Source organism: Streptomyces sp. LHD-70 (assembly GCF_031157275.1).
In the GTDB taxonomy this organism is placed as follows: domain Bacteria; phylum Actinomycetota; class Actinomycetes; order Streptomycetales; family Streptomycetaceae; genus Streptomyces.
Window position 1 is genome coordinate 37,154 of sequence record NZ_JAVIFW010000016.1, and the last position, 26,970, is coordinate 64,123.

Sequence of the window (26,970 nt, forward strand, 5' to 3'; positions counted from 1 at the left end):
CTTTCGTCTTCAAGATGCGCTGCCGGGATGGGGGCAGCGGAAACCGCGGGCCGGGGTCTGGGCCCGGGGTGTCCCGCACCGGATCTGCCGGACACCCCCTGAGCCCGATGCTCTCAGACCAGAGCTTGTCAGATGACAGGAGGTCGGCCCAGTCGGGTCAGCCGCCAGACCGTGCGCCACTTCATCGGGTGGCGCGGGCCGCACGGGCTCGTCCAGCCCTCCTTGAAGCCGCCGAGCCACGCCCGGAGCGCGGGCTTCGAGGGCCGCCGCGCGAGCGTGAGCAGCAGCCACACCCCGAGGTACACGGGGACGAGCGGCGCGGGCAGGTTCCGGCGGGCGAGCCAGACGCGGTTGCGGGCGACCATGCGGTGGTAGACCGCGTGCCGCGAGGGGGCCGTCGTCGGGTGGTGCAGGACCATGTCGGCCCGGTAGTCGATCATCCAGCCCGCATCGAGGGCGCGCCAGGCGAGGTCGGTCTCCTCGTGCGCGTAGAAGAAGTCGTCGGGCAGGCCGCCGACCTGCGCGAAGACCGTCGTACGTACGGCGTTGGCGCCGCCGAGGAACGTGGTGACGCGGGAGCTGCGCATCGGGTCGGCGGCGCGCAGGCGCGGCACGTGGCGGCGCTGGGTCTCACCGGTGTCCGGGTCGGCGATGCGGAAGCTGACGATGCCGAGCTCGGGGTCGGCGGCGAACGCCTCACGGCAGAGCTGCGCCGTGTCCGTGCGCGGCAGGAGTCCGTCGTCGTCCAGGAAGAGGAGTACGTCTACGTCCTCGCCGCCCGGGCCGAAGGCCTCGATGCCGACGTTGCGGCCGCCGGGGATGCCGAGGTTCTCGGGGAGCTCGATGGTCCGTACGCCTTCGGGGACGTCGGGGACCGGGGAGCCGTTGCCGACCACGACCACCTCGACCCGGTCGCCGTCCTGCTTGGCGACGGAGTCGAGGAGGGCGCGGAGCTCCTCGGGGCGGTTGCCCATCGTGATGATGACCGCGCCGACCTTGAGCTGCTGTGCGGGGGCCGTCATTTGAGCCTGCTCGAGACGAGGATGGACACGAGGTGCAGCAGGGTCTGGAGCAGCGCGATACCGGCGAGGACCGCGACGCCGAGCCGCGAGAAGAACAGGTCGCCCCGGATGCTGTCGATGACCGCGATGGCCAGGATCAGCAGGGACGCCTCCACGCCGAGGATCAGGCGGTGGAACTTCAGCGCGGCGGCGGCCTTGCGGGCCAGCGCCATGCCGGAGGAGCGCGGCTCGGCGGCCGACTCCTGGACGGGGGGCTTGCCGGTCTGGTGGCGGGCCACGCCGACCAGGTCCGTCTCGGCCTTGATCAGGATCGCGCCGAGCGCGGCGAGCGTGCCGAGGAATGCCCAGAGCCAGTCGATGCGCCCGGAACCCCACAGGTCGGCGGCGCGCAGGCCGAAGCCGACCAGGACCGCGGCGTCGCAGAGGTACGCGGCGACGCGGTCCAGGTAGACGCCCGCCATCGAGTACTGCTTCTTCCAGCGGGCGATCTCGCCGTCGACGCAGTCGAGCAGCAGGTAGAGCTGGACCGCGAGCACGCCGAGCACCGCGCCCGTGATCCCCGGCACCAGGAGGGCCGGGGCCGCGAGGGCGCCCGCGAGGGTCATCACGTAGGTCAGCTGGTTGGGCGTGACCTTGGTGTTCACCAGGTGGCGGTCGATGCGCAGGGAGACCTCGCGCATGTAGAGCCGGCCGGCCCAGTGCTCGCCGCTCCGCCGGTCCTTCACACCCGGGGGGTGAACGACCGGCCGGAGCTCAGCTACCGATGGCTTTTGCATAGTCGGCGTAGGCGTCCCTGATCTGGTCGGCGTTGAGGTCGAGGTGCTCGAGGATGGTGTAGCGGCCCGGCCGGGTCTGCGGAGCGAACTCCACGACCTGGACGAACTCGTCCACGGTGAAGCCGATCTCCTCGGGCGACACGGGCAGGCCGTGGCGGCGCAGCACGTCGGCCATGTAGCCGGACTCCTCGCGGGCACCGCGCAGGTGCATCGCGAAGGCCGCGCCCAGGCCGCACTGCTCGCCGTGGCTGGCGGCGCGCTTGGGGAAGAGGAGGTCGAAGGCGTGGTTGATCTCGTGGCAGGCGCCGGAGGCGGGCCGGGAGTCGCCGGACACCGACATGGCGATGCCGGTGAGGACCAGGCCCTCGGCCAGAACCTGCAGGAAGCCGTCGTCGCCGACGCCGCCGGGGTGGCGGAGCACGGCCTCGCCGGCCTGGCGGGCCATGGCCGCCGCGAGTCCGTCGATGTCCTCGCCGCGCTCGCGGGCGGCGAGCTCCCAGTCCGCGACCGCGGAGATGTTGGACAGGGCGTCGCCGATGCCGGAGCGCACGAAGCGGACCGGCGCCTCCCGGATGATGTCGAGGTCGATGACGACCGCGATCGGGTTCGGCACCCCGTACGAGCCGCGGCCCGCGTCGTTGTCGAGGGTCGCGACGGGCGAGCAGAGGCCGTCGTGCGACAGGTTCGTCGCGACGGCGACCAGCGGCAGGCCGACGCGGGCCGCGGCGAACTTGGCGCAGTCGATGATCTTGCCGCCGCCGAGGCCGACGACCGCGTCGTAGCGGCCCGCCTTCTTTATGTCGTCGGCGAGCTTGATCGCGTCGTCCAGGGTGCCGCCGCCGACCTCGAACCACTCGGCGCGGGGCAGCGAGGGTTCGAGGCGGGCGCGCAGGGCGGCGCCCGAGCCACCGCTGATCGCGATGGCCAGGCGCCCCGTGGACGAGGAGATCCGCTGGTCGGCCAGCACCCCGGCGAGGTCGTTCAGGGCCCCGGCCCGGATGTCGACGACGACCGGTGAGGGGATGAGCCTCGTCAGTACTGGCACGCGATCTCCCTGGCCTTGGCGAGGTCGTCGTGGTTGTCGATCTCGACCCAGGACACGTCGCCGATCGGGGCGACGTCGATCTTGAAGCCGCGGTTCACGAGCTCCTGGTAGCCGTCCTCGTAGTACAGCTGCGGGTCGCGCTCGTACGTCGCCTTCAGGGCGTCGGCCAGCTCGTCGGCGGCCTCGCCCTCGATGAGGGTGACGCCGATGTACTCACCGGTGGCCTCGGACGGGTCCATCAGCTTGGTGATGCGCTGCATGCCCTTGTCGGGGTCGACGACGACCTTCATCTCCTCGTCGCCCAGGTTCTTGACCGTGTCCAGGGCGAGGATGATCTTCTTGCCGTCGCCGCGGGCGGCGAGCAGGGTCTTCTCGACGGAGACCGGGTGCACGGTGTCGCCGTTGGCGAGGATCACCGAGTGCTTGATGGCGTCACGGCCGCACCACAGGGAGTAGGCGTTGTTCCACTTCTCGGCGATGTCGTTCTCGATGAGCGTCAGCTTCAGGCCGTACTTCGCCTCGAGCGCGGCCTTGCGCTCGTACACGACCTCCTTGCGGTAGCCGACGATGATGCCGACCTCCGTCAGACCGATCTCGGCGAAGTTCTTCAGGGTGAGGTCGAGGACGGAGAGCTCGTTCTCGGTTCCCTCGCCCACCACGGGCACCAACGCCTTGGGAAGCGTCTCGGTGTAGGGGCGAAGCCGACTGCCGGCGCCGGCGGCCAGGACGAGGCCGATCATGCGGGTTCTCCTTCATCGTGTACGGCGGGTGCGCCTTCGTTGTGGGCGGTCACCCAGAAGCGGATGCTCTCGACGAGCACCACGAGCGCCACGGCCACGGCGAACACCGTGAGCGCGACAGTGAAACCTTGTGCGGGCAGCAGTGCGGCGGCGAGTACGACCGCCAGCGCCCTGCCTTCCTGCCCCCCGATCGCGCGCACCAGCCAGTGCGGGGGCGCGCCGGCGTCACCGCGGATGCGGTACACCGTGTCGTAGTGATGGTAGGCGACCGCGGCCACCAGTCCGAAAGCCGCGGGCAAGGCCCCGTTCACGTCCGCGGCGGCCGCGAGCAGCAGGACCGTCAGGTACTCGGCGGCCCGGAAGAACGGCGGGACCAGCCAGTCCAGGGCGCCCTTGAGGGGCCGGGCGAGCGCGAGGCCGGAGGCCGCCACGTACACCGCCGCGACGACGATCACCCAGGTGCTGCCGTACGACGTGAGAGCCGCCACAGCGACGAGCAGGGCGGCGCCCGCGAAGGCGACGACCGGGGCGGGCAGGGGGCGCAGGCGGCGGCCGAGCGCGGCGAAGGAGTCGGCGAGCGTGCCGTTGTCGGCGAGGTCCGCCAGGGCCTGCGCGGCGCGGTCGGTGCGGTGGGCCTTGCGGGTCACGGAGCGCAGGACGCGTCCGGCCGTGGTGTAGCAGGCGGCGAAGGCGCAGCCGATGAGCAGGACCCAGAAGGTGATGCGCGGGGTGGTCACGGCGGTGAGCAGGGCGATCAGCGCCCAGCGCTCACCGATCGGCAGCACGATCATGCGGCGCACCCAGACCGTCCACCCGACGCTGTCGAGCTTGCCCGAAAGGGCCGCGGTGGGGCTGGTGTTGGCGGTCGCGTCGTGATTGGCCTCGTTGAACGAGAAGTCGACCACATGCCGGCACGTCTGCAGCACCATCGCGCCGAGTGCGAGGGCCCACACGTCGTCACCGCCGCCGCTCGCGTTGGCGGCGCCGAGGGCGAGGCCCGCGTAGTAGGCGTACTCCTTGGCGCGGTCGAAGGTGGCGTCGAGCCAGGCGCCCATCGTCGAGTACTGCAGCGAATAGCGGGCCAGCTGGCCGTCGGTGCAGTCGAGGACGAAGGACAGGATCAGCAGGATGCCGGCGGCGACGAAGCCGAGGCGCGTGCCGGTCGCGGCGCAGCCCGCCGCGATCAGGGCGGTGGCGAGTGAGGCGGTGGTGACCTGGTTCGGGGTCAGCCCGCGCTGGGCGCACCAGCGGGCGATGTACTTCGAGTACGGGCTGATGCAGTACGTGGTGAAGAAGCCGTCGCGGGACTTCACCGCCGTACGCAGCCGGATCGCCTCGTCGTCCACGGCGGCGACGGCCTGGCGGGCCTCGTTGCGGGCCTGCGGGTCGTGCGGGACGGTCGCGACGAGGGCGCCGAGGTCCGGGCGGTGCACGGGTACGTCGTCCGCGGCGAGCTCCGCGGCCGCGCGGTCGGCCAGGACGTCGGAGCGCAGGACCGTGTCACCGGCCGGGGCCTGCGCGGCGGTACGGACGGCGCGGGCGAGGGCGGCGCGGGCGGACGGCTGCGCGGTGACGGCGCCGGGGACGGCGCTCGCCGGGAAGCGCGGGTCAGTGAGGCCCAGGCGCAGGGCGTGCACATGGCCAACGAAGCCGGCGTCGACGAGCGCGACCCGCTCGCCCGCCGGGGCCTCGGCGAGCAGGGCCTCGACGTCCGCTGCTCGCGATGCGACCCGCACGTCGAAGCCGAGGCCTTGGAGGTCGCCCTCGAGCGACGAGCCAGGGACCGGCTGGCCGGTGAGGATGGCGGTCGACAGACGAACTCACTCCTTGGGGTCGGCGCGCGCGGGCGCCGGGCAGCGTGCAAGGCGCCTCCGGCCGAGGGGCGGCCGGGCGGCACGTCGGCGAAGGCTATCGGATGATGGGAAGCGGTAATTCACCGCCCGTTTACGGCCCGATAAGCGCGGTCTGCAAGGCACGTCCAAGGGCCTGACCGCATCGGTCATCATCATCGAACAGGGTGCCGCGCGACAAACTCCCGAGGGCGCCCGCCCTCGGCGACCAGCGTCCCAGATGATCTTGCCAGCTCTCTGACCTGGAGTCATTTCCGCAGGTCAGGGCACATGACAACGGTGTTCAGTGCCGTGTTGCCCCATACCCCACCCCCGTAGTTGACTGGCTGTCGCCGCCGGGCAACCGGCAGGAGAGAACGATCACGAGCACGTCCGCCGAGACGAGGGGGACCCCATGGGGGCCGGGCACGACCACGGACATGGGCACGGCCATGGCGAGCCGCCGCTGACCGGCACGGCCGCGGCCGCGTACAAGGGACGGCTGCGCATCGCGCTGAGCATCACGCTGTTCGTGATGGTGGTGCAGATCGTCGGCGGCATCGCGGCCAACTCGCTCGCCCTCGTCGCCGACGCCGCGCACATGGCGACGGACGCGCTCGGGCTCGCGATGGCGCTGCTCGCGATCCACTTCGCCAACCGCCCCGCGTCCGGCAACCGCACGTTCGGCTACGCCCGCGCGGAGATACTCGCGGCGCTCGCCAACTGCCTGCTGCTGCTCGGCGTGGGCAGCTTCGTCCTCGTCGAGGCGGTGCAGCGGTTCATCGAGCCCTCGCCGACGCACGGCTCGCTCGCGATCGTCTACGGCGTGATCGGCCTGGTCGCCAACATGATCTCGCTGACGCTCCTGCTGCGCGGCCAGCGCGAGAGCCTCAACGTCCGCGGCGCCTTCCTGGAGGTCCTCGCGGACGCGCTCGGCTCCGCCACGGTGATCGTCGCCGCGACCCTGATCGTGCTCACCGGCTGGCAGGCCTGGGACCCGATCGCCTCGATCGTGATCGGCCTGATGATCGTTCCTCGTACGGTGAAGCTGCTGCGCGAGACGGTCAACGTGCTCCTGGAGTCCGCGCCCAAGGGTGTCGACATGGCCGAGGTGCGGGCGCACATACTGGAGCTGCCCGGCGTGCAGGACGTGCACGACCTGCACGCCTGGACGATCACCTCGGGGATGCCGGTCCTCTCCGCGCACGTGGTGGTCGACCACGACGTCCTCGACTCGGTGGGGCACGAGAAGCTCCTGCACGAGCTGCAGCACTGCATCGGGGACCACTTCGACGTGGAGCACTGCACGTTCCAGCTGGAGCCGAGCGGGCACGAGGCGCACGAGAAGGTCTGCCACTGACACCCACGCCCACGTCCACGCCCACGCCCTCCCTCACTGATGGTGATAGTCTGGCCATCGATCTTGGAGGTGGGTTGATGACTGTCGCGTTCCGCGCTGCCGTGCGCAGCGACATGGTCGTCCCTGTTCTCCGGGCTCGCGGCTGACCGGCGAGAGCTCCTCCGGGCTCCGCTCGACCAGGGGGTACCCCCGCCCGCGAACCCACCCCACCCAAAGGGTTCTCACGTTGTCCGACCACAACGACGTCAACGACGCCTCCACCGAGGCCGCCTCCTACGAGGCCTTCTTCGCCCTGCACCACGGACTCCCCCGGCAGGGCCCCGGCTCCGACGCCACCACCCGGCACCTCCTCTCCCTCGTCGGCCCCCTGCCCGAGCGGCCGCGCATCCTCGACCTGGGCTGCGGCCCCGGCCGTGCCGCGCTGCTGCTCGCCGCGGAAGCCGGCGCCGAGGTGACCGCCGTCGACCTGCACCGCCCGTTCCTCGACGAGCTCGACGAGGCCGCGGCCGCACGCGGGCTCGGCGACCGCATCACCACCGTCCAGGCCGACATGGGCGAACTGCCGCTGCCCGACGGCTCGTACGACATGGTGTGGGCGGAGAGTTCGGCGTACAGCATCGGCTTCGACACCGCGCTGCGCTCCTGGCGCCGATTGCTCGCGCCCGGGGGCGCACTGGTGCTCACCGAGTGCGAGTGGACCACCGCTGCGCCGTCCCGCGAGGCCCGCGCCTTCTGGGACCGGCACTACGCGCTGCGCACGGGCGCGGCGAACCGCTGGGCCGCGGCGGCCGCCGGGTACTCCGTGCTCGGGGTCCACCACCAGCCCGAGTCCGACTGGGACGCGTACTACGGCCCGCTCGCCGAGCGGGCCGACGCCGCCGATCCGCGGGAGCCCGGCATGGCCGGGGCGCTCGCCGCCACCCGCGAGGAGATCCGGATGCGGGCGGAGCACGGCGGTGAGTACGGCTATACCGGCTATGTCCTCAAGGACTCGCGCTGGCGCGTGCGCCCCGAGCGGGCGGCGGACGTCGCGACCGTGCACGCGGTCAACGCGGCGGCGTTCCCCACCGAGGACGAGGCCCGGCTCGTCGATGCCCTCCGCGCCGACCCGGACGCCTGGATCGACGGGCTTTCGTACGTGGCCGAAGGGCCGGACGGCCGGATCGCCGCGTACGCCCTGTTGACACGCTGCCGGGTCGGTGGCAGGGCGGCGCTGTGCCTGGCGCCGGTCGCCACCGAGCCGGAGCTCCAGGGGCAGGGCGCGGGTTCGGCCGTGATCGCGGCCGTGCTCGACGCGGCGCGGGCGCGCGGTGAGGAGCGGCTCGTGGTGGTGCTCGGGCATCCCGGGTACTACCCGAGGTTCGGCTTCACGCGCGCTTCCGGTCTCGGGGTCCGGGTGGCCTTCGACGTACCGGACGAGGCGGTGATGGCGCTGGCCCTCGACGCCTCGGAGCGGGAGCTGCCGAGCGGCACGGTCGCCTATCCGGCGGCGTTCGGGGTCTGAGCCCTGAAATCGCCGTTCCGTCCCCGGCGTGCGGGTCGCGCGCCGGGGACGGGACATGACATGCGGTTCCGAGAAGTGTCGGGATGCGCCGTATGCGTACGGCAGACTTGTGGGGTCGAAGACCGAATCGAAGGATGGTTATGCCGATCACACAAGGCGCCGCGGCGAACACCACGAACGGCTCCGCCGCAGAGATCCTGCTCGAGCTCGTCGACGAGGACGGCAACACGATCGGCACCGCGGAGAAGCTCGCCGCCCACCAGGCCCCCGGTCAGCTGCACCGGGCGTTCTCGGTGTTCCTCTTCGACGAGCGCGGCCGGCTCCTGATCCAGCGCCGCGCTCTCGGCAAGTACCACTCCCCCGGCGTGTGGTCCAACACGTGCTGCGGGCACCCGTACCCAGGTGAGTCGCCGTTCGCGGCGGCCGCGCGGCGTACGTACGAGGAGCTGGGAGTGTCGCCCTCGCTGATGGCCGAGGCGGGCACCGTGCGCTACAACCACCCGGATCCGGAATCGGGCCTGGTGGAGCAGGAGTTCAACCATCTGTTCGTCGGCATGGTGCAGGCGCCGCTGCGGCCGGATCCGGAGGAGATCGCGGAGACGGCCTTCGTGACGGCGGACGAGCTGGCCGTGCGCCACGACCAAGTGCCGTTCTCCGCCTGGTTCATGACGGTGCTTCAGGCGGCACGTCCGGCGATCGAGGAGCTGACGGGCCCGGCGGCCAACTGGTAGCACCGGCCGGACCTGGCGCACGGGCCTCGCACCTCGACGGGTGCGGGGCCCGTTTCGCTGTACGGGGGCGGGGACCGCTTGGCTATACGGGCGGCGGAGCCCGTTTCGCTATACGGGGGTGGGGCCCGGCTTGAGGGGCAGCGCGGCCCAGATGATCTTGCCGCCGGTCGCCGTGTGCTCGGCGTCGCAGGCGCCCCCGGCCTCCTTGGTGATCTCCCGGACGAGCAGCAGGCCGCGGCCGCCGGTCTGGCTCTCCTCGGCGACCAGGGCGGTGGGCCGGTACGGATGGTTGTCCTCCACCGCGACGCGGACCCACTCGGCGCCGACGGCGACCTCGACCGCGATCATCGGCGAGAGCAGGGCCGCGTGCCGTACGGAGTTGGTGACCAGCTCCGAGACGATCAGGAGGAGCCCCTGGACGACGTCGTCGGACGCGGGCACCCCCTGGCGGGCGAGCAGGTCGCGCACCGCGCGGCGGGCCTGCGGTACCGAGGCGTCGACCGCGGGTGCGGTGAACCGCCAGACTCCTTCGTACGGCAACGGTCCGGCCGCCGATGTCGGGTCGGCTGCCGCGCTGCCGTGGTCGCCCATCGTCCGGTCCCTGCCCTCACGCTCGATTGTCGCCACACTTCGAGTTTGATAAGGAACGTCCCCTTGCCACCGAAGTGATCAGAACTGGTCACCTATCGATGACTTCTGATCGCAGACGCGCGCCGGAGTCAATTGGGCGACTGATCTTGCTCATCTTGTTCCGCCTTCAAGCTCCCCTTGCTCAAGGGGTCACCCGAGTCCCCGCCGGCCTCCGCGTTACCCGGGGTCACCGAGTCCGTCACGTACCGGACGAGCCGGCGTCCGCCGAGGCCGAGGGCGATCAGGCCGAGTCCGTCGAAGAGCAGCGCGAGCGAGAAGAACGTACCGATGACGTACAGGCTGCTGCCCGGCCACTCGGCGAGCACCAGGACGCCGAGGAGCAGGCCGAACGCGCCCTGCACGAGGGTCAGGCCGAAGTGCGGACCGCGTACGACGACGCTGCCCACCAGGCGGAACACCCCGCCCGCGAGGAACAGCAGCGCGGCGAACATGGTCAGGGCCTCGGCGGTGCCCTCCGGGTGGCGCAGGACGACCGCACCGGCCGCGATGTAGAGCGCCGCGACCACCACGCCCAGCCAGAACACGCTGGTGCCGCGCAGCTGGACCGACTGGAGCAGTCCGACGAGACCGCCGATGAGCAGCAGCCAGCCGAAGAGGAACATCGAGGTGAGCGTGGCGACACCGACGTAGATCAGTCCGACGAGGCCGCCGATCACCAGGACCGCGCCGAGCAGGGCAAGGACGACGAAGCCGCGCCTGAGCTTTCTGCCGTCTTCCTCGGGGGTCGTGACCTTGGGGGTGGTGGCCTTGGTCTGCTTGGCCATCGAGCGCCTCCTGGAGCCGGGCCCCCGCCTCTGTCCGCGCCTGCCGCCCCCTTGCCGATCGTACGTTCGCACCGTACGGATAGCATCCGGCGCATGGCGCACTCCGAGCTCACCGGGCCGCGGCTGCGGCACGCGGTCGCCGACTCCGTCGCGACCGTCGTCATCGACCACCCCGCCAAGCGCAACGCGATGACCACCGACATGTGGCGTGCGCTGCCGCCGCTGCTCGACCGGCTCGCGGCCGACCCCCGGGTGCGTGTCCTGGTGCTGACCGGCGCGGGCCCCACCTTCTGCGCCGGTGCGGACATCTCGGGCCTGCGGGCCTCGGCGGCCGAGGCGCAGGAGCTCGCCGTGGCCGCCGAGGAGGCGCTCGCGTCCTTCCCGAAGCCGACCCTCGCGGCGGTACGGGGCTTCTGCGTGGGCGGCGGCTGCCAACTGGCGGGCGCGTGCGATCTGCGGTTCGCCGAGGAGGGCTCGTCGTTCGGGATCACCCCGGCGAAGCTGGGCATCGTGTACGCGGCCTCGTCGACCCGGCGCCTGGTGGACCTGGTCGGCCCGGCGACCGCCAAGTACCTGCTGTTCTCCGGGGAGTTGATCGACTCCGCGCGGGCGCTGCGCACCGGGCTCGTGGACGAGGTGCACGCGCCGGGCGAACTGGACAAGCGGGTCGGCGAGTTCGCGCGGGTCCTCGCCTCGCGCTCGCTGCTCACGCAGGCGGCGGCGAAGGAGTTCGCGGCGGGCCGCGCGGACCGGGCCGGGCACTGGACCGAGCAGGCGCGCGGCAGCGGCGACACCGCCGAGGGTGTCGCCGCCTTCCTGGAGCGCCGGGCGCCCCGCTTCACCTGGAGCCCGGCCGCGGATCAGGCCTGAGCGGCCTCCTCGGCGCGGAACTTCTCGACCAGTTCGGCCGGGGCCTTCTCCGGTGAGCCCGCGTCGTACGGGGGCTGCGGGTCGTACTCGATCATCAGCTGGATGCCCTGCGCGTACGGGTCTCCGGCGATCTTCCCGGCCAGGGTCAGGCCCATGTCGATGCCGGAGGAGACTCCGGCGGCGGTGACGTACTTGCCGTCGAACACCACGCGCTCGCCGGTCGGTTCGGCGCCGAGACCCGCAAGGGCGTCCAGGGCGAGCCAGTGCGAGGTGGCGCGGCGGCCCTTCAGGAACCCGGCCGCGCCGAGCAGCAGCGAGCCCGTGCAGACGGAGGTCGTCCAGGTGCTGTGCGCGTCGGCCGCGCGCAGCCACTCGACGACCGCCGGGTTCGCCATCTGCGGCTCCACGCTGGTGGGCGGCCCGCCCGGTACGACGACGAGGTCGGGCCGCTCCACCTCGGCGAGGGTCTTCGCCGGGGTGACGGTCAGGGTGCCGTTGTCGTCGGTGACGGGCCCTTCGTGCTCGGCGACGAACAGGACGTCGGCGTCCGGGAGCGGATTCAGGGTCTGGTACGGGCCGATGGCGTCGAGGGCGGTGAAGCCTTCGTAGAGGAGGATCGCAATCTGCATTGCGGGACCTTTCGGGTGTGGGTGTGGGTGCCGGTGGTCGGTGTGGGTGCCGGTGGTCGGTGGCTTTCGGGCGTTGTTTCTCCCCGCCCGCCCCTTCCCGGCTGTGTCGATATGCGGCTGGCGCCGCGTGGCTGCGGCGCTGTTCGTTCGGCTGACCCGCCGTCGTGGCTGGTCGCGCAGTTCCCCGCGCCCCCTGAAAGACAGGAGCGAGTCAGGGGAGAAATCAGCCCGCCGCCGTACGGAAACGGCGGCGGTAGTCCGACGGGCCCGCGCCCAAGTGCTTCAGGAACGCGCGCCGCATCGCCTCCGGCGTCCCGTAGCCGCAGGCGCGGGCGACCTGTTCGACGCCGTCGGCGGTGTCCTCCAACAGCCGCCGCGCGTGTTCGAGGCGGACCCGTTCCACGTACCGGCCGGGGGTCGTGCCCGTCTCCGCCTGGAAGGCGCGCGCGAAGTGCCGGGGCGAGAGCCGGGCGCGCTCGGCGAGCGCCTCCACGGACAGGTCGGACGCGGGCTGCTCGGTGATCCACTGCTGCACCTCGCGCAGCGGCGCGCGCTGCGCGGTCTGCGCGGCCAACTGGGCGCTGAACTGGGCCTGGTTGCCGGGTCGGCGCAGAAACACCACCAGGTGCCGGGCGACGGTCAGGGCGATGTCGCGGCCGAGATCCTCCTCGACGAGGGCGAGCGCCAGGTCGATGCCCGCGGTGACGCCCGCGGAGGTGGCGACATGTCCGTCGCGTACGTAGATCCGGTCCGCGTCGACCCGCACCTCGGGGTGGTCGCGGGCCAGCTTCTCGCAGAACATCCAGTGCGTGGTGGCCCGCCTGCCGTCGAGCAGTCCGGCCTCGGCGAGCAGCAGGGCGCCGGTGCAGACGGACACCAACCGCCGTGTGCGCGAGGCGATGTCACGTACGGCGTCGGTCAGGCGGGGGTTCGAGGAGCGGGTGCCGTGCCCGCCCGGTACAAGCAGGGTGTGCGGGGCGGGCCCGTCGGCGAGAGCCCCGTCCGGCACGAGGGTGAGCCCGCTGGACGTACGGACCGGGGCGCCGTCGAGGGAGGCGGTGCGGACGCGGTAGCCGGGGGCCTCGGCCGCGTGGGTCGCGCCCGCGAAGACCTCGACAGGGCCCGTCACGTCGAGGCTCTGGACCTCGTCGAAGAGGACCACGAGCACATCCTTGGCCGCTCGGCCGCGACCGGTGTGCTGGGGCTTCATGCGGTCGATTCTTCTGCCGGGCGCGGATGGCCGCAATGACGAAGAACCCACCTTTCCTGCCATCGGGGCCCCGCCCTTCACGCCGTACCAACCAGTCGGTAGCGTGCCGGTCATGACCACTCTGCCCGCGCGCGCCGGACGCCGCTGTCACAACGTCGTGAACCCGCTGCACTCCACCGTCTACTTCTCCCCCGACTTCACCGCGGAGCTCAGCGCGCTCGGCGTCGAGGACCGCAGCACCGCCTACTTCGCCGGTCGCGCCGCCGCGTTCGGCCGGGTCGGCCCCGGTGTCGTCACGGCGTCCTTCTACAGCTTCAGGCACGATCTGGTCGCCAAGGCGCTGCCCGATGTCTGGGACACCGCGTCACCCGAGGAGGTGCTCGCCGCGCGCCTTCGCTCCGTCGACTCCACGCTGCGGCGGCTGCTCGGCGACGAGGCGCTGACCTCGGACGCGATGGCGGAGGCGGCCCGGCTCGCGCTGCGCGCCACCGAGGCCTGCACCCGGCACGCCCGCCCGCTGTACGCCGCGCACGCCGACCTGCCCGTACCGCAGGAGCCGCACCTCGCCTACTGGCACGCGGCGACGCTGCTGCGCGAGCACCGCGGCGACGGCCATCTCGCCGCGCTCCTGGACGCCGGGCTCGACCCGGTCGAGGCGCTGGCCAGCCACACCGCGACCGGCAAGGGCATGGCGCCCAAGTGGATCTTCGCCACCCGCGGCTGGACCCAGGACGACTGGGACGCGGCCACGCAGCGGCTGCGGGAGCGCGAACTGCTCGGCGCCGACGGGGAGTTGACGGAGGCGGGCGTCACCCTGCGCGCCGGGATCGAGGACGCCACCGACCGCCTCGACGCCGCCCCGTACGAGCACCTGGGCGCCGAAGGCGTGGAGCGCCTGACCGAGCTGGCGACCGGGTTCATCGGGACGGCACTCGCGGCGGGCGCGTTCCCGGCCGATCTCCTCGGCAAGAGCTGAGCGGACCACTGACGGGGCTCCCCCTGCGACGCGCCGGGCACACCGGGTCTGACCGGCGGCGGGAGCCCCGCGCGGGGCGTGCACGGGCGCACCCGATCCCGGAGTGTCACTGCCACCTGCCACAATGCCAGTTCAAGCTCAGCGAGAAGGCGGTAGGGGAATCGTGACCACAGGGGCGACACCGACACCCGTCGCAGGGTCCGTCGAGGGCAGGATCGCCGAGGAGCTCGGCGTACGGGAACGGCAGGTGAAGGCCGCCGTCGAGCTGCTCGACGGCGGTTCGACGGTGCCGTTCATCGCCCGGTACCGCAAGGAAGCCACCGAGATGCTCGACGATGCGCAGCTGCGCACGTTGGAGGAGCGGCTGCGCTACCTGCGGGAGCTGGAGGACCGGCGCTCGGCGATCCTCGACTCGGTGCGGGAACAGGGCAAGTTGACCGAGGACCTTGAAGCGCAGATCCGGGGCGCCGAGACCAAGGCGCGCCTCGAGGACATCTATCTGCCCTTCAAGCCCAAGCGTCGTACGAAGGCGCAGATCGCGCGCGAGGCGGGCCTCGAACCGCTGGCGGACGGGCTGCTCGGCGACCCGTCCGTGGAGCCGCTCGCGGCGGCCGCCGCGTTCGTGGACGCCGAGAAGGGCGTCGCCGAACCGCAGGCCGCCCTTGACGGCGCGCGGGCCATCCTCACCGAGCGCTTCGGCGAGGACGCCGACCTCATCGGCGAGCTGCGCGAGCGGATGTGGACGCGCGGGCGGCTCGCGGCGAAGGTCCGCGAGGGCAAGGAGACCGAGGGCGCCAAGTTCGCCGACTACTTCGACTTCGCGGAGCCCTTCACCGAGCTGCCCTCGCACCGCGTCCTCGCGATGCTGCGCGGCGAGAAGGAGGAGGTCCTCGACCTCGCCCTGGAGCCCGAGGAGCCCGCCGACAGCGCTGCGACCGCTCCCGCCGCCACGTCCTCGTACGAGCCGATCGTCGCGCACCGCTTCGGCATCGCCGACCGTGGCCGGCCGGGTGACAAGTGGCTGCTCGACACGGTGCGTTGGGCCTGGCGGACGCGGATCCTCGTGCACCTCGGGATCGACCTGCGGCTGCGGCTCCGTACCGCCGCCGAGGACGAGGCCGTCAAGGTGTTCGCGGCGAATCTGCGGGACCTGCTGCTCGCCGCGCCCGCGGGCACGCGCGCGACGCTCGGCCTGGACCCCGGTTTCCGTACGGGTGTGAAGGTCGCCGTGGTCGACGCCACCGGCAAGGTCGTCGCGACGGACACGGTCTACCCGCACGTCCCGGCCAACAAGTGGGACGCGGCGCTCGCGAAGCTGGCCGAGCTGGCCGCGCGGCACTCGGTCGACCTGATCGCGATCGGCAACGGCACGGCCTCCCGCGAGACGGACAAGCTCGCCGGTGAACTCATCGCCAAGCACCCGGAGTTGAAGCTCACCAAGGTGATGGTGTCGGAGGCCGGTGCCTCCGTGTACTCCGCCTCGGCGTTCGCCTCGCAGGAGCTGCCGGACCTGGACGTGTCGATCCGCGGCGCGGTATCCATCGCGCGCCGTCTGCAGGACCCCCTTGCCGAGCTGGTGAAGATCGACCCGAAGTCCATCGGCGTCGGGCAGTACCAGCACGATCTGTCCGAGGTGAAGCTGTCCCGCTCGCTCGACGCGGTGGTCGAGGACTGCGTGAACGGCGTCGGCGTGGACGTGAACACCGCGTCCGCCCCGCTGCTGGCCCGCGTCTCCGGCATCGGCTCGGGCCTCGCGGAGAACATCGTGGCGCACCGCGACGCCAACGGCCCGTACCGGAACCGCAAGGGCCTGAAAGACGTGGCGCGGCTCGGCCCGAAGGCGTACGAGCAGTGCGCGGGCTTCCTGCGCATCCGCGGCGGGGACGACCCGCTGGACGCCTCCGCCGTGCACCCCGAGGCGTACCCGGTGGTGCGGCGGATGGTGAAGTCGGCGGGCGGCGAGGTCGCGTCCTTGATCGGCAACACCGGCGTGCTGCGCTCCCTGCGGCCCACGGAGTACGTGGACGACACCTTCGGCCTGCCGACGGTCACGGACATCCTGCGCGAGCTGGAGAAGCCGGGGCGCGACCCGCGGCCGGCGTTCAAGACGGCCACCTTCAAGGAGGGCGTCGAGAAGATCGCGGACCTGTCGGCGGGCATGGTGCTCGAAGGGGTCGTGACGAACGTCGCGGCGTTCGGCGCGTTCGTGGACGTCGGTGTGCACCAGGACGGTCTCGTGCACGTCTCGGCGATGTCCAAGACCTTCGTCAAGGACCCGCGGGACGTGGTGAAGCCGGGCGACATCGTGAAGGTGAAGGTCCTCGACGTCGACATCCCGCGCAAGCGGATCTCGCTGACGCTGCGGCTGGACGATGAGGCTAACTCCGGTGCGGCGGAGGGCAGTTCGGGCGCGGGCGACTCGGCCAAGGGACAGCGGCGCGAGCGTGGCGGGCGGCCTCCGCAGCAGCGGGGCGGTGGTGGCGGCGGTGGCCGTGACCGGCGTGGTGGTGGCGGTGGAGGCCGGCAGGCGGCACCGCCTGCCAACAGTGCGATGGCGGATGCGTTGCGGAAGGCGGGGTTGCTGGACGAGGGCAAGCGCGGGCGGTAGTTGGGGCCGGTCTTCCCTCCCCTCCCCTTCCCGTAACTGGGGCTCCGCCCCAGACCCCGCTCCTCAAATGCCGGAGGGGCTGATTTATCGGCGCACCGGAGTCACCGCCACCGCTCCCGGCGCCCGGGCCACCAGGAACGCCTGGCCCCGTACCGCGCCGGGGGCCAGGGCGATGCGATGGCTGCCGGGCTCCAGGACGCCCTCGTAGACCTCGTGGGTGTGGGCGCGGTGGAGGCGGTCCAGGCGGTACGCGGTGAGGCGGACGCGGCAGGTCGAGGTGACCTGGACGTCCGCCTCGCCGTCGATCACCGCGAGACCGGCAAGCCGGTGCCGGGTGAACTGGCCCTCGCCCAGGGCCTGTTCGATCTGGGCGACCAGGAGCGGGACGATCGGGGCGAGGCCGTCGACGTACGCCACGAAGAGGCCCGCCCGCTCGAACTCCCCGCGTATCACGGCGCGTTGGGCGTCCGTGACGGCTCGGCCGAAGGCGACGGCGCCGTAGGTGCGCAGCTCCTCGGGAGGGATGTCGAGCGTGCCGTCGGCGGGCAGGATCTCCGCGCCGATGCCGATGATCCGGAGCGCGGCGGCGAGCTTCGCCAGGACGGCCGCGCGGGCGCCGACCAGGAGGACGCGGCGGCGGGCAGCGGCACCGTCGGCGGTCTCCTCGGCCTCGAGCAGGCGGCGCAAGGAACCCCGGTACTCCTCCGCACGGAAGCGGAACGGGCCGATGCCGTGGTAGCCGTTGAGCTCCAGGTCGGCGTGTTCGTCGGTCTGCCAGGCGAAGTCCCGCCACACATAGGCGTCACCTTCGGCGCGCTCGATGACCGCCGTCACCGCGCCGCAGGCCAGAGCCTCGCACTCCGGGCAGCCGTAGATCACGTACCGGCCGTCGGCGAGCGGGGCGTCCGCCTCCAGGAGAAGGCGGCGTACATGGTCGATGAAGATGGCGGGCGGCACGTCCGCGGCGAGCGGGGAGACCGCGTCGAGGTCGGCGAGCTGGAACAGCAGCGGGCGGCCGTCGATGATGAAGTCCAGGAAATCCCGGTGCACTTGATAGCCACCGTCCGCGAGGACTCCCCCGGCGCGGGTCGCCGGGGCCAGGCCGAAGGACGTGTAGTCGGCAGACATGTGCGGAGTATTCCCGGTGGGGCGGGGTTGTGAGCATCCGGAACTCGATCGATCGCCGCATGGATGGCTGCATGGATGGCTGCATGCAGCGCCGCATCGATGGCTGAATGGATCGCCGCATGGATGACCGCATCGATCGCGGGATCGGTCCCGGCCCTCTGGGCAGCGGCGGAACACCCGCTTAGGGTCCGGGCATGACTGCTGCTGAAGTGATCGTGGTGGGCGGCGGGATCATCGGCCTGACGACGGCCGTGGTCCTCGCCGAGCGGGGCGAGCGGGTACGGGTCTGGGCGCGGGAGAAGGCCGCGGAGTGCACGTCGGCCGTGGCGGGCGGGCTGTGCTGGCCGTACCGGATCGAGCCGCAGGCCCTCGTCGAGGAGTGGTCGCTGCGCTCCCTCGACGTGTACGTGCCGCTGGCGGACCAGCCGTCGACGACCGGCGTACGGCTGGTCGCGGGCACGATGGCGGACGCCAGGGCGGCGGATCTCGGGCGGTGGGCGAAGGCCGTGCCGGGGCTGCGGGAGGTCGAGGGGCGGGGGTTGCGGGCGACGGTGCCGTTGATCGACATGCCGACTCATCTGTCGTACTTGGAGGATCGGCTGGCCGCCGCGGGCGGTCGGGTCGAGCCGCGCACGGTGACGGACCTGCGCGAGGCCACGGCCGATGCTGCTGTGGTGGTCAACTGCACCGGGCTCGGGGCGCGTTCACTGGCGGACGACCCCGAGGTGCATCCGGTGCGCGGGCAGTTGGTCGTCGTGGAGAACCCAGGGGTCGCGGAGTGGTTCGTGGCGACGGGTGCCGGGGCGGCCGCCGAGACGACGTATCTGCTGCCGCAGCCGTACGGGCTGGTGCTCGGAGGGACGGCGGAGGAGGGCGCGTGGGAGCGTGAGCCTGATCCGGCGACGGCTGCGGCCATCGTGGCGCGCTGCGCGCGGGTCCGTCCGGAGGTCGCCGATGCCCGCGTTCTTGCGCATCGGGTCGGGCTGCGGCCCGCGCGGGCTGTGGTGCGGCTTGAGCGCGAACGGGTCGACGGGGGTGGGGTGTTGGTGCACAACTACGGTCACGGTGGGGCGGGGGTCACGGTGGCTTGGGGGTGTGCGGAGGCTGCGGCGGGGATGGTGGGCGGCTGAATCAGGCGGCGGCGCCGCCCCCTCCTGGGGGGCGGCGCCGCCGAGTGTGTGCCGGGAGAGCGGGAAGCGCTACGGCTTCGCGTCCGTCCGGTCCGCGGGAGCGGACGGCGGCTCCGTGTCCGACGGGCCGATGCGGAGCTCGAAGTCTCCGTCGTACTTCTCGTGGCCCGCGATGACCGCCATCTCGACGGCCTCCTCGCCCTTCTCGCCGCGCACGATCAGCGGGTCGTGGCGCAGGTCGCGCATCAGCGCCCAGCACATGCCGACCATGACCACCGCGAACGGTGCCGCGACGAGGATGGTGAGGTTCTTCAGACCCGTCAGGGCGTCGTCGCCACCACCGCCGACGAGCAGCATGATGGCCGCGACGGCACCGGTGACCACGCCCCAGAAGATGACGACGAACCGGGTCGGCTCGAACGTGCCCTTCTGGGAGAGCGTGCCCATGACGATGGACGCGGCGTCGGCGCCGGAGACGAAGAAGATGGCCACCAGGAGCATCACGAGCAGGCTCATGACGGTGGCGATCGGGTACTCCGCCAGGACGCCGAAGAGCTGGCCCTCGACCGACAGGTCGGTGCTGAGGCGGCCGTGCTCGCTCAGCTGCATCGCCGTACCGCCGAAGATCGCGAACCAGATGAGGCTCACGGTGGACGGGACCAGGATGACGCCGCCGATGAACTGGCGGATGGTGCGGCCGCGGCTGATGCGGGCGATGAACATGCCCACGAAGGGCGTCCAGGAGATCCACCAGGCCCAGTAGAAGACCGTGTTGCCGCCGAGCCAGGTGGCGATGTCCTCACCGCTGGCTGCTTCCGTACGCCCGGCCATCATCGGCAGGTCGCCGAGGAACGCGGCGACGGAGGTGGGCACCAGGTCGAGGACCAGGACCGTCGGGCCGACCACGAAGACGAAGGCCGCGAGGACACCCGCGAGCACCATGTTGATGTTGGACAGCCACTGGATGCCCTTCTCCACACCGGACACCGCGGAGGCCACGAAGGCGACCGTGAGGACGGCGATGATGGAGACGAGGACGGCGGTGCTGACGCGGCTGGCCCAGTCGAGCTCCCGCATGCCGTTGGCGATCTGCAGGGCGCCGAGGCCGAGGGAGGCGGCGGAGCCGAAGAGCGTCGCGAAGATCGCGAGGATGTCGATGGCCCGGCCGATGCCGCCGTTGGCGTTCTTCTCACCGATCAGCGGTGTGAAGACGGCGCTGATGGTCTGCCGCCTGCGGCGCCGGAAACAGCTGTACGCGATGGCGAGACCGGCCACGGCGTAGATCGCCCACGGGTGCAGCGTCCAGTGGAAGAGGGTCGTGGCCATCGACACCTCCATCTGCGCGCCCGAGTCGGCAGGTGAGGTGCCGGGCGGCGGCGAGGTGTAGTGCGTGAGCGGCTCGCTGACGCCGTAGAACATCAGGCCGATGCCCATACCGGCGCTGAACATCATGGCGATCCAGGACACCGTACGGAACTCAGGCCCCTCGCCCTCCGCACCGAGGGTGATCTTCCCGTACCGGCTGATGGCCAGCCAGAGCGCGAAGACCACGAAGCCCGAGGCCGCGAGCACGAAGGCCCAGCCGCCGTTGTGGATGAGCCCGTTCAGCATGGTGGTGGAGACACTTTCCAGCGTGTCCGTGGAGACCGCGCCCCAGACCACGAACGCGAGGGTGAGGACGGCGGTGACGCCGAACACCACTCTGTCCGTCTGCGGCGGCGGCCCCTCGTGCGGACTGCCGGGGAGTTCCACCGACCCACCTGGTGGGTCTCCCCGGTCAGCGGTCTTTCCCAGATCTTGTGTCACTGGCACACCCTTCGAGGTACTGAATCTAGGTATGGAATCAAGTCACCGCTACCCCTTACCACATGGCCTGGTTCTATTACCCCAATCAGCAATCTTCGAACGGACGTGCCTCGGTGAGGTGATACGGGGCACGCTCGTCGAGGAGCAGCGGCACAAGTGCCCGCAGTGACTGCCGTACGGGGACGAAGGCGCCCTCGTCGGTGCGCTTGACCTTGATCCCGTGCAGCCGCAGCTCGTCGCCGACGTCCGCGTACTGGTCCGCGTCGAGCGTGTAGCCGCAGGACGGGTCCTGGAGGGTCTCGGAGGGTTCGGCGGGGTCGTTGTCGGCGCCGCCGGTGTAGACGGGGCCGCGGTCGGCGAGGCCCTCCGTGCGGGCGGCGGCGGTGGCGGCGCTGATCTGACCGGCGCGCTCGTCCGCGTACGACAGGAGGCCGTCGAGGGCGTGGAGTTGCGAGGTGACGCGGCGTCGGTTGTTGAACGCCTCGTCGGACTGCTCCTGTTCGGTGAGGGCGTCGACGCGGCTCTCGATCAGGAGGCCGACCGCGTGCTTGATGCCGGACGCGTTGCGCAGGATGCGCTCCTGGCCGTCGCCCGCGGTCTGCTTGATCGGCTCGCCGGTGACGGGGTCGGTCCAGATGCCGTACGTGCCGGTGGAGTGGCCGTGGTCCTCGGCGGCGGGCCTGACGTAGTCGCCGGAGAGGGTCTTGGCCTCGCCGTGCACGCTGTCGGCGACGTTGGGGTTGCGGGGCCAGAGGTCGAAGAGGTCCTTGTCGTAGTACGGCGGGGTGGCGCCGTACTCGTGCAGGTCGTAGATGACGTCGGGGCGCTCGTCGCGGATCACGGCGGCCAGGGCGCGGCCCTCGGCGGTCTTCAGGGCCATGTGGTCGCGGTTGATGTCGACGCCGTCGGAGTTGCCGCGGGTGTTGGCGGCGCGGCCGTCGGGATTGGCGGTCGGCACGATCAGGAACGTGGTGTTCCGGCGCAGGGCACGGGTGCGGGCGTCCCCGTGGTCACCGGCGGCTGCGAGCTCGCGGGTGGTGGTGAGGCAGGCCTCGCGGCCGGAGGGCTCGTCGCCGTGCTGGCTGCAGATGAGCAGCACGGTGTTGGTGGTGCGCCGCTCGCCGCCGATGCGGACGAGTTGCACGGGGCGGTTCTGCTGGGTGGTGCCGATCCGGTCGATGCTGACGTCGCGGTGGGCGCCGTCGATCGCGGTCAGGAACTTCTGCTCCTCGGGCTGGCTGGTCCAGCGGGCTCCGTCACTCAGCTCGAAGCCGGTGCGGGGCCCGTCGCCCGCTGCCCGGGCGTCGGCCGCGGTCGCCGGGACGGCGAGGAGGGGCGCGGCGAGCACGGTGGCGGCGGTGAGGGCGAGCGTGCGGATGCGGGCGCGGGTGCTGGTGCGGGTGCTGGTGCGGGGTCTCAAGTGTGGTGCCTCCCTGCTTTGTCGTACGGGGTTGAGCTCTGTCATACGGGGGTTGAGCTTTGTCGTACGGGGCTTCAGCCGGTGAACGGTCCGGGGACACGGTCGGCGGTGGGATCGCGGTGCAGCCCTTCGTAGCGGCTCTCGCGCGGCGACTGGTGGTCCGCCGCGCCGCGGGTCGCGTCCGCGAAGGCACGGGCGCCGCCGACCAGGGGCAGTCGCGCCTGGGTGCGCGCGAGGTCGAGGGTCAGCTTCGGGGTGGCGGCGGGCGGTTCGATGAGGCCGGCGTCGGTGCCCGCGACGATCAGGGCGAGGCGGTGGCCCTTCGGTACGACGTGGTCGCTCGCGGCGATGTCGATCGTGAGCGTGTGCCGCTTGCCCGGGGTGAGCGGGCGGCCCCGCTCCGGGTCGGCGTACGTGCCGAGGTCGGCCCAGCCGCGGGCGAAGACGGTGAAGTCGACGTCGGCGGTGTCGGCCTCGGTCTCCTGGTAGCAGGGGCTGTCGCCGGGGCGCTGCGCGCCCCAACAGGAGTGCTCGGCCAGGGTGTTGATGCCTTCGCCCGCGGCGGTGTAGTCGCGGATCGTGTCCGGGCCGAGGTCGACGAGGACGGCCGAGAGGTGGGCGCTCGTCGCGTTCGGGGTGGCCGTGACGGTGATCTGCGAGGAGCCGGAGAGCCGCAGGTCCTTGGTGAGCGGTCCGGTGACGAAGGAGGCCTTGTCCGGTGTCGACTTGTCCACCTGCGCCGCCCAGTCGGCCTCGCCGCGCTTCGGGTCGTCCGTGAAGCTCTCCACGGCGCCGGCCGGGGCGCGCTTCGGGCCGAGGGTGCCGACGCCGGGCTGCTCGCCCTTGCCGGGGTGCAGGCGGACGGTGTCGGTGGCGCGCGGCGGCCAGTGCCGGTCAGTCGTCCATTGGTCGGGGGCGCGCTCGATGTCGGCCATCGGCTCCTCGTCGATGCCGTTGTCGTAGCCGAGGAGTTCATGGTCGAACCAGCGGTGCAGGGTCTTCACCCAGTCCGCCCGCCGGAAGTCGAAGGGGTCGACGTGCCCGGTCTGGCTGAGCCAGATCTTCCGCTCGACCCCGGCCTCGCCGAGGGCGTCCCACCACTGCCCGAAGTGCTTGGCGCGGACGTTCAGGTCCTGCATGCCGTGGACGAGGAAGACGCTGGCCTTCACCCGGTCCGCGTCGGGGACATGGTCCCGCTCCTCCCACAGGCCGGTCCAGTCGCCGCTGCGGGGCGCTCCGTCGATGAGCCGCTGCTGCACGGCACCGCAGCGGGCGCGGGCCGCCGGGCTCTCCACGTAGTCCGAGAGCCACTCGGGCCCGGAGTCGTAGAGGGGCGCGCCCTGCTGGAAGTAGTAGTCGTACCAGGAGGAGATCGCGCCGATCGGGACGATGGTCTCCAGGCCCTCGACCCCGGTCGCGGCGACGCCGTTGGCGACGGTGCCGTCGTAGCTCTTGCCGATCATGCCGGTGCGGCCGTTGGACCAGTCGGCCTGCGCGCGTTCACCGCCGGTGCGGGTGGTGTAGCCCTTGGCGCGGCCGTTCAGCCAGTCGACGACCGCCTTGGCGGACTGCACGTCGGAGCGGCCGCCGACGTCCACGCAGCCGTCGGAGCGGCTGGTTCCGGCGAGGTCCACGGCGACGAAGGCGTAGCCGCGCGGCACGAAGTAGTTGTCGAGGTACAGCGGGAACTGGACGACGTTCCCCTGCTCGTCGTACGTCTTCTTCTGGCTCTCGTTGCCGCGCCCGCAGCACTGGTAGTACGGGCTGGCGTCCATGATCACGGGGATCTTGCGGCCCTGCCGCGCGGGTTCGCGGGGCCGGATGATGTCGGCCGCGACCCGGTCGGTCCGTCCGTCCCCGTCCCCGTCGATCCGGGTGTCGACCCAGACGGACTCGCGTACGGCGTTCTCGTACGAGTGGACGGGCTTGCTCTCGCGGGCGGCGTGGCTGTCGGCGTAGGCCGGGGAGAGCGGTGTGAGCAGCGTCGCGAGGAGTGCTCCCGCGAGCAGCGGCGCACGTATCAGGCGACGATCCCGCACACGTATCGGCAGAGGCATGTGCCGGAACGTACCCGGGTCAACTCCCGTACAAAAGAGGGCAGTCGTGGTCTTCGTGGGACTCGATGTCAGGAGTGCGGGACGAAGTGGCACATGTCGGCCGGATGGCAGTCATGTGACGGAAGAGGCCATGGACATGACCGGGGCGTGCGGGGCTGAATAGGCTCCGGGAGACGCGGACGGTCGCACATCCATCCGGCCGAGCCGCGCCCAACTGACCACCCCCCACCATGACTTGGAGCTTCTGTGCACCGCAGACTGATCGTCCCCGGAGCGTTCGTCGCCGCCCTGATGCTGGCGATCCCGGCATCGGCCGCGGACTACGAGCCGGGCGCACCGGGCATCGGCGACCCCTACTACCCGGCGAGCGGCAACGGCGGCTACGACGTCTCGCACTACGACCTGCGGCTCAAGTACCAGCCGAAGAGCGACCTGTTGGAGGGTACGGCGACGATCCGCGCCACCACGAAGCAGGATCTGTCGCGGTTCAACCTGGACTTCGGCCTGGACGTCAGCGAGGTGCGGGTCAACGGCAAGAAGGCCCGCGTGACCTTCTCCGGCGACCAGGAGGTGGAGATCACCCCGGCCGCACCGCTGCCGAAGGGCAGCGAGGTCACGGTCGTCGTACGGTACGCGGGCAAGCCGTCCGAGCTTGAGATCAACGGCTACACGGCCTGGCACCGCACGCCCGACGGCGGGGTCGCGGCGCAGGAGCCGGACTCGGCCGTGTGGTGGTTCCCGTCCAACGACCACCCGCTCGACAAGGCCACGTACGACGTCTCGGTCCAGGTGCCCAACGGCACGCAGGCGATCAGCAACGGCGTGCTGCAGTCCACCCGGCCCGTCGGCCTCGACTGGACGCGCTACAGCTGGCGTTCGGACAAGCCGCAGGCCTCGTACCTGGCGACGCTCGCGGTCGGCAAGTTCGACATCACGACCGACAGGACGGCGGGCGGGCTACCGGTCCTCAACGCGTACAGCAAGGACCTCGGCGCGAACGAGGGCGCGGCCAAGGCGAGCATCGAGCGCACCGGCGAGGTCGCGGAGTGGCTGGAGGAGGTCTTCGGCCCGTACCCGTTCAACGCGCTCGGCGGCTACGTCCCGAACGTGACGAGCGGCTACGCCCTGGAGACCCAGACCCGGCCGTTCTACAGCCCGAAGCAGTTCGCGTCCGGCTCCAACGTCTCGGTCGTGGTGCATGAGTTGGCGCACCAGTGGTACGGCGACAGCGTCTCCGTCGACGGCTGGAAGGACATCTGGGTCAACGAGGGCTTCGCCCGCTACAGCCAGTGGCTCTGGTCGGAGAAGGAGGGCGAGGGCACGGCCCAGGAGCTCGCCGACTACGTCTACGCCTCGCACCCGGCCGACGACCCGTTCTGGACGGTCAAGCCGGGCGACCCCGGCCCGGAGAACCAGTTCGACATCGCGGTGTACGACCGGGGCGCGCTCGCGCTCCAGGCGCTGCGCAACGAGATCGGCGGCAAGGCCTTCTTCGAGATCCTCAAGGGCTGGCCGGCCGAGCACGCCTACGGCAATGCCAAGGTCTCCGACTTCGTGAAGTACGCGGAGAAGGTCTCCGGCAAGCCCCTCGCCGCGCTGTTCGACACCTGGCTGTACGAGCCGGCCAAGCCGTCCGCCCCGGCCGCGGCGGGGGTCGGTGTGGCGCGTGCCGCCGACGCGGAGCAGCCGAAGTCCTGGAAGAAGATCGCGCGGACGAACACGGTCCACGAGCACTGAGCTGTCAACTTGCGCCAGGGCGGCGTACCTTCGGGTGCGCCGTCCTGGCGCACGTGCACGCGGAGGAGCCGCCATGGGGCGCTACAGCAGACTGCGGGCGATCCGCGGCATGGACCCGCAGTGCGACTACGAGCGGATACACAAGCTCATCTCGCAGTACGAGTTCCCCTGGGACTACATGCAGGGCATCGGCCTCGCCTTCATCCGCGACTACGGCGTGCCCCGCATCTCCCGACTCCTCGACGCCACCGGCGAGTTCGAGCACGCGGGCCAGAAACGGTACGACGACACGATCCTGTTCGCCCACGAGATGGCGCAGGACGGCTTCGACTCGGAGCGCGGCCGTGCCGCCGCCCGCCACCTCAACCGCGTCCACGACCGGTACAACATCCGGGGCGAGGACTTCCTGTACGTCCTCGCCACCACGGTCGTCGGCCCGGCGCGCTGGATCGACCGCTTCGGCTGGCGCGGGCTGTGCGCGAACGAGACCGAGTCCCTGGCCCTTGTCGGCCACAAGATGGCACAGTTGATGAACATCGAGGGCGCCCCGTCGACGTACGCGGGCTTCGAGCGGCTCCTCGACGCGTACGAGCGCAGGCACTTCGCGTACGCCCCCGCCAACCACCGTGTCGCCCGGGCCACGTTCCGCACGAGCGCGTCCTGGTACCCGCGGCCCCTGCGTCCGCTGGCCACCCGCTTCACGCTGGCCCTGCTCGACGAGCCGCTGCTGCGCTCCCTGGGCTACGCGCCGCAGCCCCTCGCGATGCGTCGTCTCGCGGCGGGGGCGCTGCGCTTGCGGGCCCATGTCGTACGGCTGCTCCCGGCGCGGCCCGAGCGATGGCCCCGCCTGCCCAAGCCCCGCTCGTATCCGTTCGGTTACACGCTGGACGACCTGGGCCCGGGGTGGGCACGGGACCGCCCACTGCGTGCGCTGGCGGACGAGGTCTGATCCCTCATCACGTGCCCCGACAGGGGCG

22 protein-coding genes are annotated in these 26,970 nt (G+C 71.6%); 9 read left to right on the top strand and 13 right to left on the bottom strand.

The window, feature by feature from the left end; translation table 11 throughout:
• Positions 1–128 precede the first annotated feature (128 nt).
• Genes RCO28_RS27770 through RCO28_RS27790 form a run of 5 tightly spaced genes read right to left on the bottom strand, consistent with a single transcriptional unit; the run spans position 129 to position 5,397 of the window.
• Positions 129–1,022 carry a glycosyltransferase gene (locus RCO28_RS27770; RefSeq protein ID WP_308944019.1) on the bottom strand — a complete coding sequence of 298 codons (894 nt, stop codon included), beginning with the start codon at positions 1,020–1,022 and terminating at the stop codon, positions 129–131.
• The gene (locus RCO28_RS27775) at positions 1,019–1,798 is read right to left on the bottom strand and encodes a CDP-alcohol phosphatidyltransferase family protein (protein ID WP_308944020.1); all 780 of its coding nucleotides are present in this window, start codon (positions 1,796–1,798) and stop codon (positions 1,019–1,021) included. Before RCO28_RS27775 ends, RCO28_RS27770 begins: the two co-directional genes overlap by 4 nt.
• Positions 1,776–2,843, bottom strand: coding sequence for an iron-containing alcohol dehydrogenase family protein (locus tag RCO28_RS27780; protein ID WP_308944021.1), 1,068 nt, complete (start codon positions 2,841–2,843; stop codon positions 1,776–1,778). The genes RCO28_RS27775 and RCO28_RS27780 overlap by 23 nt, the downstream gene beginning before the upstream one ends.
• The gene (locus RCO28_RS27785) at positions 2,831–3,583 is read right to left on the bottom strand and encodes a phosphocholine cytidylyltransferase family protein (RefSeq protein WP_308944022.1); all 753 of its coding nucleotides are present in this window, start codon (positions 3,581–3,583) and stop codon (positions 2,831–2,833) included. Before RCO28_RS27785 ends, RCO28_RS27780 begins: the two co-directional genes overlap by 13 nt.
• Positions 3,580–5,397: a DUF5941 domain-containing protein gene (locus tag RCO28_RS27790; protein ID WP_308944150.1), complete on the bottom strand. Its 1,818-nt coding sequence runs from the start codon at positions 5,395–5,397 to the stop codon at positions 3,580–3,582. The genes RCO28_RS27785 and RCO28_RS27790 overlap by 4 nt, the downstream gene beginning before the upstream one ends.
• Before the next feature lie 430 nt (positions 5,398–5,827).
• Between RCO28_RS27790 and RCO28_RS27795 the strand changes: the two genes are divergently transcribed.
• The 3 genes from RCO28_RS27795 to idi all read left to right on the top strand — a co-directional run bounded on the left by RCO28_RS27795 (position 5,828) and on the right by idi (position 9,007).
• Positions 5,828–6,772 (top strand): cation diffusion facilitator family transporter, encoded by a 945-nt coding sequence (locus tag RCO28_RS27795; protein ID WP_308944023.1) that lies wholly within the window; start codon positions 5,828–5,830, stop codon positions 6,770–6,772.
• 226 nt (positions 6,773–6,998) lie between these two features.
• On the top strand, positions 6,999–8,276 hold the full coding sequence (locus RCO28_RS27800) for a bifunctional class I SAM-dependent methyltransferase/N-acetyltransferase (protein WP_308944024.1): 1,278 nt from the start codon (positions 6,999–7,001) through the stop codon (positions 8,274–8,276).
• 140 nt (positions 8,277–8,416) lie between these two features.
• On the top strand, positions 8,417–9,007 hold the full coding sequence (idi, locus tag RCO28_RS27805; RefSeq protein ID WP_308944025.1) for an isopentenyl-diphosphate Delta-isomerase: 591 nt from the start codon (positions 8,417–8,419) through the stop codon (positions 9,005–9,007).
• Positions 9,008–9,115: 108 nt separating this feature from the next.
• Here the strand turns inward: idi and RCO28_RS27810 are convergent, their stop codons facing one another.
• Both RCO28_RS27810 and RCO28_RS27815 read right to left on the bottom strand, forming a co-directional pair.
• Positions 9,116–9,634: an ATP-binding protein gene (locus RCO28_RS27810; RefSeq protein ID WP_374991264.1), complete on the bottom strand. Its 519-nt coding sequence runs from the start codon at positions 9,632–9,634 to the stop codon at positions 9,116–9,118.
• Positions 9,635–9,726: 92 nt separating this feature from the next.
• The gene (locus RCO28_RS27815) at positions 9,727–10,422 is read right to left on the bottom strand and encodes a DUF308 domain-containing protein (RefSeq protein WP_308944026.1); all 696 of its coding nucleotides are present in this window, start codon (positions 10,420–10,422) and stop codon (positions 9,727–9,729) included.
• A gap of 93 nt (positions 10,423–10,515) precedes the next feature.
• On the opposite strand from RCO28_RS27815, the gene RCO28_RS27820 reads away from it, so the two are divergent.
• Positions 10,516–11,292, top strand: a complete 777-nt coding sequence (locus RCO28_RS27820) for an enoyl-CoA hydratase/isomerase family protein (RefSeq protein ID WP_308944027.1) — start codon at positions 10,516–10,518, stop codon at positions 11,290–11,292.
• On the opposite strand, the gene RCO28_RS27825 is transcribed toward RCO28_RS27820, so the two are convergent.
• On the bottom strand, positions 11,283–11,921 hold the full coding sequence (locus tag RCO28_RS27825) for a DJ-1/PfpI family protein (protein WP_308944028.1): 639 nt from the start codon (positions 11,919–11,921) through the stop codon (positions 11,283–11,285). The genes RCO28_RS27820 and RCO28_RS27825 overlap by 10 nt on opposite strands.
• Positions 11,922–12,144: 223 nt before the next feature.
• Positions 12,145–13,131, bottom strand: a complete 987-nt coding sequence (locus tag RCO28_RS27830; protein ID WP_308944029.1) for a GlxA family transcriptional regulator — start codon at positions 13,129–13,131, stop codon at positions 12,145–12,147.
• A gap of 112 nt (positions 13,132–13,243) precedes the next feature.
• Between RCO28_RS27830 and RCO28_RS27835 the strand changes: the two genes are divergently transcribed.
• Positions 13,244–14,107, top strand: a complete 864-nt coding sequence (locus tag RCO28_RS27835; protein WP_308944030.1) for a hypothetical protein — start codon at positions 13,244–13,246, stop codon at positions 14,105–14,107.
• A gap of 163 nt (positions 14,108–14,270) precedes the next feature.
• On the top strand, positions 14,271–16,715 hold the full coding sequence (locus RCO28_RS27840; protein ID WP_374991265.1) for a Tex family protein: 2,445 nt from the start codon (positions 14,271–14,273) through the stop codon (positions 16,713–16,715).
• A gap of 84 nt (positions 16,716–16,799) precedes the next feature.
• Here the strand turns inward: RCO28_RS27840 and RCO28_RS27845 are convergent, their stop codons facing one another.
• Complete coding sequence (locus RCO28_RS27845; RefSeq protein WP_308944032.1) at positions 16,800–17,843, bottom strand: oxidoreductase; 1,044 nt, start codon at positions 17,841–17,843, stop codon at positions 16,800–16,802.
• A gap of 194 nt (positions 17,844–18,037) precedes the next feature.
• Here RCO28_RS27845 and RCO28_RS27850 point away from each other — a divergent pair, with 194 nt between their 5' ends.
• Positions 18,038–18,973: an FAD-dependent oxidoreductase gene (locus RCO28_RS27850; RefSeq protein ID WP_308944033.1), complete on the top strand. Its 936-nt coding sequence runs from the start codon at positions 18,038–18,040 to the stop codon at positions 18,971–18,973.
• Between the two features lie 69 nt (positions 18,974–19,042).
• Here RCO28_RS27850 and RCO28_RS27855 read toward each other — a convergent pair whose 3' ends face one another.
• The 3 genes from RCO28_RS27855 to RCO28_RS27865 form a co-directional block, all read right to left on the bottom strand.
• Positions 19,043–20,767 carry a BCCT family transporter gene (locus RCO28_RS27855; protein WP_374991268.1) on the bottom strand — a complete coding sequence of 575 codons (1,725 nt, stop codon included), beginning with the start codon at positions 20,765–20,767 and terminating at the stop codon, positions 19,043–19,045.
• A 97-nt stretch (positions 20,768–20,864) separates the two neighbouring features.
• On the bottom strand, positions 20,865–22,199 hold the full coding sequence (locus tag RCO28_RS27860) for a M14 family metallocarboxypeptidase (RefSeq protein WP_374991266.1): 1,335 nt from the start codon (positions 22,197–22,199) through the stop codon (positions 20,865–20,867).
• 74 nt (positions 22,200–22,273) lie between these two features.
• Positions 22,274–24,256, bottom strand: coding sequence for a Xaa-Pro dipeptidyl-peptidase (locus RCO28_RS27865; protein ID WP_308944035.1), 1,983 nt, complete (start codon positions 24,254–24,256; stop codon positions 22,274–22,276).
• A 246-nt stretch (positions 24,257–24,502) separates the two neighbouring features.
• Here RCO28_RS27865 and RCO28_RS27870 point away from each other — a divergent pair, with 246 nt between their 5' ends.
• The gene (locus tag RCO28_RS27870; RefSeq protein ID WP_308944036.1) at positions 24,503–25,993 is read left to right on the top strand and encodes a M1 family metallopeptidase; all 1,491 of its coding nucleotides are present in this window, start codon (positions 24,503–24,505) and stop codon (positions 25,991–25,993) included.
• A 73-nt stretch (positions 25,994–26,066) separates the two neighbouring features.
• Positions 26,067–26,942: an oxygenase MpaB family protein gene (locus RCO28_RS27875; RefSeq protein ID WP_308944037.1), complete on the top strand. Its 876-nt coding sequence runs from the start codon at positions 26,067–26,069 to the stop codon at positions 26,940–26,942.
• Positions 26,943–26,970 lie beyond the last annotated feature (28 nt).

Excerpts from the sequence above, each read along its gene's own strand:
- RCO28_RS27770 (WP_308944019.1), bottom strand. The coding sequence starts at position 1,022 with ATGACGGCCCCCGCACAGCAGCTCAAGGTCGGCGCGGTCATCATCACG.
- RCO28_RS27775 (WP_308944020.1), bottom strand. The coding sequence starts at position 1,798 with ATGCAAAAGCCATCGGTAGCTGAGCTCCGGCCGGTCGTTCACCCCCCG.
- RCO28_RS27785 (WP_308944022.1), bottom strand. The coding sequence starts at position 3,583 with ATGATCGGCCTCGTCCTGGCCGCCGGCGCCGGCAGTCGGCTTCGCCCC.
- RCO28_RS27795 (WP_308944023.1), top strand. The coding sequence starts at position 5,828 with ATGGGGGCCGGGCACGACCACGGACATGGGCACGGCCATGGCGAGCCG.
- idi (WP_308944025.1), top strand. The coding sequence starts at position 8,417 with ATGCCGATCACACAAGGCGCCGCGGCGAACACCACGAACGGCTCCGCC.
- RCO28_RS27815 (WP_308944026.1), bottom strand. The coding sequence starts at position 10,422 with ATGGCCAAGCAGACCAAGGCCACCACCCCCAAGGTCACGACCCCCGAG.
- RCO28_RS27820 (WP_308944027.1), top strand. The coding sequence starts at position 10,516 with ATGGCGCACTCCGAGCTCACCGGGCCGCGGCTGCGGCACGCGGTCGCC.
- RCO28_RS27825 (WP_308944028.1), bottom strand. The coding sequence starts at position 11,921 with ATGCAGATTGCGATCCTCCTCTACGAAGGCTTCACCGCCCTCGACGCC.
- RCO28_RS27830 (WP_308944029.1), bottom strand. The coding sequence starts at position 13,131 with ATGAAGCCCCAGCACACCGGTCGCGGCCGAGCGGCCAAGGATGTGCTC.
- RCO28_RS27835 (WP_308944030.1), top strand. The coding sequence starts at position 13,244 with ATGACCACTCTGCCCGCGCGCGCCGGACGCCGCTGTCACAACGTCGTG.
- RCO28_RS27845 (WP_308944032.1), bottom strand. The coding sequence starts at position 17,843 with ATGTCTGCCGACTACACGTCCTTCGGCCTGGCCCCGGCGACCCGCGCC.
- RCO28_RS27850 (WP_308944033.1), top strand. The coding sequence starts at position 18,038 with ATGACTGCTGCTGAAGTGATCGTGGTGGGCGGCGGGATCATCGGCCTG.
- RCO28_RS27865 (WP_308944035.1), bottom strand. The coding sequence starts at position 24,256 with ATGCCTCTGCCGATACGTGTGCGGGATCGTCGCCTGATACGTGCGCCG.
- RCO28_RS27875 (WP_308944037.1), top strand. The coding sequence starts at position 26,067 with ATGGGGCGCTACAGCAGACTGCGGGCGATCCGCGGCATGGACCCGCAG.